The 5788-nt window shown below is 50.7% G+C and carries 7 protein-coding genes; 4 read left to right on the top strand and 3 right to left on the bottom strand.

All coding sequences use genetic code 11. From position 1 onward, the window contains the following. The 4 genes from ABYP73_RS10965 to ABYP73_RS10950 form a co-directional block, all read left to right on the top strand. Positions 1–628, top strand: a 628-nt coding sequence (locus ABYP73_RS10965; RefSeq protein WP_372974350.1) for an MATE family efflux transporter, incomplete at its 5' end; no start/stop codon positions are given. A 22-nt stretch (positions 629–650) separates the two neighbouring features. After that, a complete protein-coding gene (locus ABYP73_RS10960; protein ID WP_372944789.1) occupies positions 651–878 on the top strand; it encodes a hypothetical protein in 228 nt (75 codons plus the stop codon). Between the two features lies 1 nt (position 879). Further along, complete coding sequence (locus tag ABYP73_RS10955; RefSeq protein ID WP_372974349.1) at positions 880–1449, top strand: phosphatase PAP2 family protein; 570 nt, start codon at positions 880–882, stop codon at positions 1447–1449. Next, positions 1446–3104, top strand: coding sequence for an ArnT family glycosyltransferase (locus tag ABYP73_RS10950; RefSeq protein WP_372974348.1), 1659 nt, complete (start codon positions 1446–1448; stop codon positions 3102–3104). Before ABYP73_RS10955 ends, ABYP73_RS10950 begins: the two co-directional genes overlap by 4 nt. On the opposite strand, the gene ABYP73_RS10945 is transcribed toward ABYP73_RS10950, so the two are convergent. The 3 genes from ABYP73_RS10945 to meaB form a co-directional block, all read right to left on the bottom strand. Then, the gene (locus tag ABYP73_RS10945; protein ID WP_372944786.1) at positions 3105–3977 is read right to left on the bottom strand and encodes a lysylphosphatidylglycerol synthase transmembrane domain-containing protein; all 873 of its coding nucleotides are present in this window, start codon (positions 3975–3977) and stop codon (positions 3105–3107) included. It abuts the gene before it with no gap. After that, complete coding sequence (locus tag ABYP73_RS10940) at positions 3958–4917, bottom strand: glycosyltransferase family 2 protein (RefSeq protein ID WP_372944785.1); 960 nt, start codon at positions 4915–4917, stop codon at positions 3958–3960. Before ABYP73_RS10940 ends, ABYP73_RS10945 begins: the two co-directional genes overlap by 20 nt. 31 nt (positions 4918–4948) lie before the next feature. Then, positions 4949–5788, bottom strand: an 840-nt coding sequence (gene meaB, locus ABYP73_RS10935) for a methylmalonyl Co-A mutase-associated GTPase MeaB (RefSeq protein WP_372974347.1), incomplete at its 5' end; no start/stop codon positions are given.

Below are 5788 nucleotides of genomic sequence, written 5' to 3'. Positions count from 1 at the left end.
TGAAGTGGCCATTTTTACGGCCGCGATCTGGCTGAGCGGGGTGCTTGGGAAGAATCCACAGGCCGCCAACCAGATCGCCCTGAACCTTTCGAGCATGACCTTTATGTTCGGGATGGGGCTGGGGGTGGCTGCCATGATCCGTGTGGGTAACCAGAAAGGGCTGCGTGACTGGGGTGAGCTCAGGCGCATCGCCCAGTCTATCTTTTTCCTGACCCTCCTCCTGGAGATCGGGTTCGCTTTGTTGTTCCTCCTGTGCAGGCACTGGTTCCCAACCATTTATCTGGATGTGGACGATCTCGCCAACCAGGCAGACAATTTGGAGGTGATCGGCCTGGCCGCCCAATTGTTGCTCGTGGCTGCATTTTTTCAGATCTCAGACGGGTTGCAGGTGGTTATTCTCGGAGCCCTGAGAGGATTACAGGATGTAAAGATCCCAACGGGGATCACATTTATATCATACTGGTTGATCGCCTTTCCCGTCAGCTATGTGCTGGGCCTGCATACGGAACTGGGCAGCACCGGTATATGGATCGGACTCTTATCCGGCCTTACGGCTTCGGCGATTATGTTGTATCTTCGATTCAATCATTTAACCAAAAAACTTGCGCTGGAAAAAGCGAAGACCTGATAGCAAAATAAAACTTCCCAAAATGGACATACCCAAATTCTTATTTGGAGACAATACCGACTATCCTTCGGCCATCTTTATCATCCATACAGAGTATCCCCGCTTTATCATCAACCTGGAGAACGATGAGGTGGTTTGGCTGGAAGAATTTACCAGGGAGGATGAGAAGGAGTTGGAAGAAGAGGCTCGTGAACTCTTTGAGGCAGCCAATGCGTTCTACGACAGAGAGATAGCGAGATACGAGGACTGATATGCTGGAAGACCTCATCCATATAGACCGGGAAGTTTTCCTGTTCCTGAACAACCTGGGAACGCCTTCCTGGGATGGATTCTGGCTGTTCATCACAGGTAAATGGAGCTCCCTTCCCCTCTATATAGTTTTGCTCATCCTGAGCGGCAGAATGCTCGGATGGAAGAGGACCTTACTCTTGCTGGTCGCTGTTGCCCTGTTAATTACGGTCTGTGACCAGCTGTCTAATTTCTTTAAACTGGGAGTAGGCAGACTGAGGCCCTGTTATGACCCGGAGTTGAACGGGCTCTTCCGCCTGGTGAAATCTTCCTGTGGAGGAAAATACGGTTATTTTTCGGCCCACGCCGCGAATACTTTTGCGGTAGCCGCCTTTTTTTCTCACCTTTTCAGGTCAAAGCTGAAATGGCTCCCATGGTTACTTGTCCTGTGGGCCGGGGTGGTCTCCTACAGCAGGATTTATATCGGGGTTCACTTTCCCCTGGATGTAATCACCGGGGCCTTCGTGGGTACCTTTATGGGCTGGCTTTTCTTCCGCTTGTATATCTTTGCCACAGACAGGATCCAATTATGATCACACCGGCCCGATACTGGAGTTTACTGCTTTTGATCTCTCTGGTCTACCTCGCTGGCCTCTTTGTAACCCTTTTTGAGAACGATTCTGCTCAGTTTGCCGTCATGGCTATGCGGATGGTACAGGAAAATGACTTCCTCAGCCTGTTCAAAGGGCCGGAAGAATACCTGGACAAGCCTCACATGCACTACTGGCTGGCAGCATACGCTTTTAAAATCTTTGGGATACACGATTGGACTTATCGCATACCGGCTCTGCTGGCTTCTCTCCTGGGGGCATGGAGTACTTACGGGCTCGGCAATCTGCTTTACAACAAACAGGTGGGAAGACTGGCTTCCCTCATCTTCCTCACCGCCCAGACCATCATACTTTCCAATATAGATGTGAGGACCGATGCAGTACTGACCGGTTTTACGATTTTTGCCATCTGGCAATTGGCCAGGTATATCCGGGATTCAGATCTGTTCTCACTGCTATTGGGCGCCTTTGGTGCGGGAATCGCATTTTCTACCAAGGGACAGATCGCCTTGCTGGTGATCGGTCTGCCTGTGCTTTGCCACCTTGCGTACACACGCCGATGGGAAGTTTTGCTCAGCTGGAAGGTAGTGGCGGCCCTGCTTGTCTTCGGTCTCACGATCAGTCCGATGTTATATGCGTATTACCAGCAATTCGACCTTCATCCGGAAAAAGTGATCAGGGGGCGTTCAGGCAGGAGCGGTATCCTCTTTATTTTCTGGGAACAGAGTTTTGAACGCCTGAGCGGAGAGGGGGTCGGTAAAAACAGCAGTGATTACTTTTTCTTTTTTCACACCTTTCTCTGGGTCTTTTTACCCTGGACCCTCATCGGCATCTTTGCCTACTGGGCGGCGCTTCGCAGACTGATTAAGACACATTTCCGAAAGAACCCAAAACTCGAGTTGCTCACCGTGGGGGGTATCGGGATCATTTTTGTGATCATCAGTTTTGCCCAGTTCAAACTGCCGCATTATCTAAACATCCTGATCCCTCTGTTTGCCCTCCTTTCAGCGTCCTATTTGTTTTCCCTGAAAAGAAGGCAAAAGACCCGTATCCTGAACCGGGTACTGGCCGCACAGTACTTTATCCTGAGCCTGGTCTTTATCGCGACAGCCCTGATCTGTTTTTATGTATTTGAGTGGAAAAGCTGGCTTTCTTATCTGCCCCTGGGCCTTGGCTACGCCTTACTGGCTTATTTTATCATTAAAAAAGAGGCACCCTATGTACGCATCGTCACCATCACAGTGCTCGCTTCAGTATTACTGAATGCCGTTCTCAACCTTCATTTTTATCCGGAACTGCTCAAATACCAGGGTGGCTCAGCCATGGCCGGGATCGTCGAAAGAGAGAACATCCCCCCGGACCGCATTGTAAAAATTTCCGAAAGACATACATGGGCACTGGATTTTTATAACAAGCAGCCTGTACGTATCATCGCCCTGGACCAGCTAAAGGATCTTGATGATACATGGGTCTATGCGACCGAAGAAGAGATGGACCTGCTTCTCGGAAATGATTACACGTGGGACAGGGAATATTCGGTGGACCAGTTCCGTATAACCCGCCTGCAGGCTAAGTTTCTGAATCCCGCCACCCGTTCCAGGGTCCTCAACAGGATGTACCTCCTGCATGTTCCCTGACTATTTTCTCACTTCGGGACTGGGTTTTTGGAAATGATACCAGAAGCCGGACAGGGAAACCAAAGCCGTGATCAGGAAAAAGATCATGCTGATCGCAACAGAGCGTTCTTCTTCCAGTCCGAACCATAAGGCACCGTAGAGGAAAACAAGTTCCCTGCTGCCGATTCCCCCTATGGTCAGAGGAATGACAGATACGATGGAGGAGATCAGGAATATAAAGAGGTATTCATAGGTGTTCAGGGAGATGTCCAGGGACCTGAGGATGAGCAGTACCGTCAATAACTGTGCGAGCTGTACCAGGGCGGACAGGAGGTTGGTCTTCCAGAAAATAGGGAGGACATAAGAGAAAAATCGAACGTATACCAAATAGAATATCAACAAGCCCAGGGGCACACAGAGAAGCATGAGCCATCTGAAGGGTGCCAGGGCAGGCGCCTCAAGGGTAAATCCCAGGATACAGGCAAAGATGAAGAGCAGGAGGAGTCCGCTCAGCCGGTCGAGCAACAATACAGCCACCACCCTTTTGGTGGCCACTTCAAAGTGCTGTTTGAGGTAATAGCCCTTGTAGGCATCACCCCCAATCCCTCCCGGCAAAAAAAGGTTGTAGAACATGCCCAGCAGATACAGGCGGAGGTTCGTTCCTGTCCCCAGGGGGATAGCTATTTTGTGAAAATACAGGTTGAGTCGGATAGCCGCAATAAATTTGGATGCGACAAAAAGCAACAAAGCTCCCAGGAGGTAGAGGGGATTTGCGGTCTTAACCGCCGTAATCACCTCCCTGAACGGGATCTTGGTAAAGATAAAATAGATCAGGGCGGCACTTACCGCCACTTTGAGGAGGGTGATCCCTTTTTTACGCAGATTGGCCGCCAATGCTTATGTTTTTGATGCGGTAAGGCCGCTTGCTCTGGGATTCATAATAGGTACGGATCAGGAGTTCCATAACGATACCTATGGTGAACAACTGTATGCCCCCAAGGATAAACATCATCCCGAAGATCAGCAGAGGTCTGCTTCCTATATCTTCCCCGAAACCGAGCTTTACCACAAGGAGGTATGCATTGATCAAGAGTCCCAGCAGGATCAGGAATACCCCCAGAATACCGAAAAGGTGGATAGGTCGCTGGAAGTATTTTCGGATAAACAGCAGCAACATCATGTCTGCAACCACTTTAAAGACCCTCTCCAGCCCGTATTTGGAAACCCCGCCGTGCCTGGCATGGTGCTTTACGGGTACCTGTTTGATCCGCGCCCCTTCCAGGAAGGCAAGGAGGGTGATGAAACGGTGCATTTCCCCGTAAAGGTTGAGGTCCTTGGCGATATCGCGCGTAAAAACTTTTAAAGCACAGCCGTTGTCCTTGATATCGAGTTTGGTCACCCGGCGTACCAGGAAATTAGCGATCTTGGAAGGAATCTTCTTCACCAGGGAGTCCTTCCGCTTTTGCCGGATACCGGTAACCACGTCGTATTCCCCGCTCAGAGCGTGATCCAGCATCTGCGGGATATCGCTGGGATCATTCTGCAGGTCACCGTCCATGGTGATGATGTATTCCCCTTCTGCATAATCCAGTCCGGCTGCCAGGGCAAGGCTCTGTCCGTAATTCTTTTTGAGGGCCAGGAGGTGGACCCGTTTGTCCTTCATTTCCTGGACGATCTGGCGTGTCTTATCCGTGGAAAAATCATCGACATAGACGATCTGATACTGATATCCTTCCAGGCTTTCGTGTATCTTCCTGGTGAGCAGGGCCACATTGGCCTCTTCATTGTAAAGAGGGACGACGATGGAAAGGAGTGCTTGGGTCTTGGGTCTCATGGGAGGTTTGTTGCCCGCAAATTTAGGGTATTTATTTCATTCCTTTCCGATAGGTATCGAGCAACTCCTCCGCCGCTCTGAAGGGGGAGATCTTCAACTCCTCTACAGCCTTTTCCAATCGGTCCATTACCTTCTTTACCGACTTTTGCTCATAGAACTGGGCCTTTAAGAGGGTTTCAGCCGTCTGTTGGAACCAGAACCTGTTCTGGTCCTTCCGCTTCTGTGCAAAATGTCCGGATCCCCGGTTCTTATCCGCGTATTCCTCGATCATTTCCCAGATCTCGGGAATCCCTGTACCTTCTATGGAGGAGCAGGTCAGTACCCTCGGAACCCAGTTGTTTTCTTTTGGGGGGTAGAGGTGCAGAGCTTTATCAAATTCGCTTTTTGCCTGTTTTGCCCTCTTGAGATTCTCTCCTTCTGCCTTGTTGATCACAATGGCATCTGCCATTTCCACAATCCCCCTTTTGATGCCCTGTAGTTCGTCCCCGGCACCCGAGAGCTTGAGCAGGAGGAAGAAATCCACCATGCTGTGGACGGCCGTCTCGCTTTGGCCCACACCCACTGTCTCCACGAGGATCACATCGTATCCGGCTGCTTCGCACAGGATGATGCTCTCCCTTGTCTTCCGGGCCACGCCTCCCAGGGAAGTGCCCGATGGAGAGGGCCGGATAAATGCCTTGGGGTCATTGACCAGCTGCTGCATCCGTGTCTTGTCTCCCAGGATACTGCCCTTGCTTACCGAACTGCTGGGATCTACGGCCAGGACAGCCACTTTTTTACCCATGGCTGTCAACATGGTGCCAAATCTTTCTATAAAAGTACTCTTGCCCACACCGGGTACCCCGGTGATCCCGACCCTCAGGGTTTCCCC

Origin of the sequence: Muriicola sp. (assembly GCF_041567615.1) — a bacterium.
Lineage (GTDB): Bacteria > Bacteroidota > Bacteroidia > Flavobacteriales > Flavobacteriaceae > Muriicola.
This window is presented reverse-complemented; position numbering and strand designations above follow the sequence as displayed.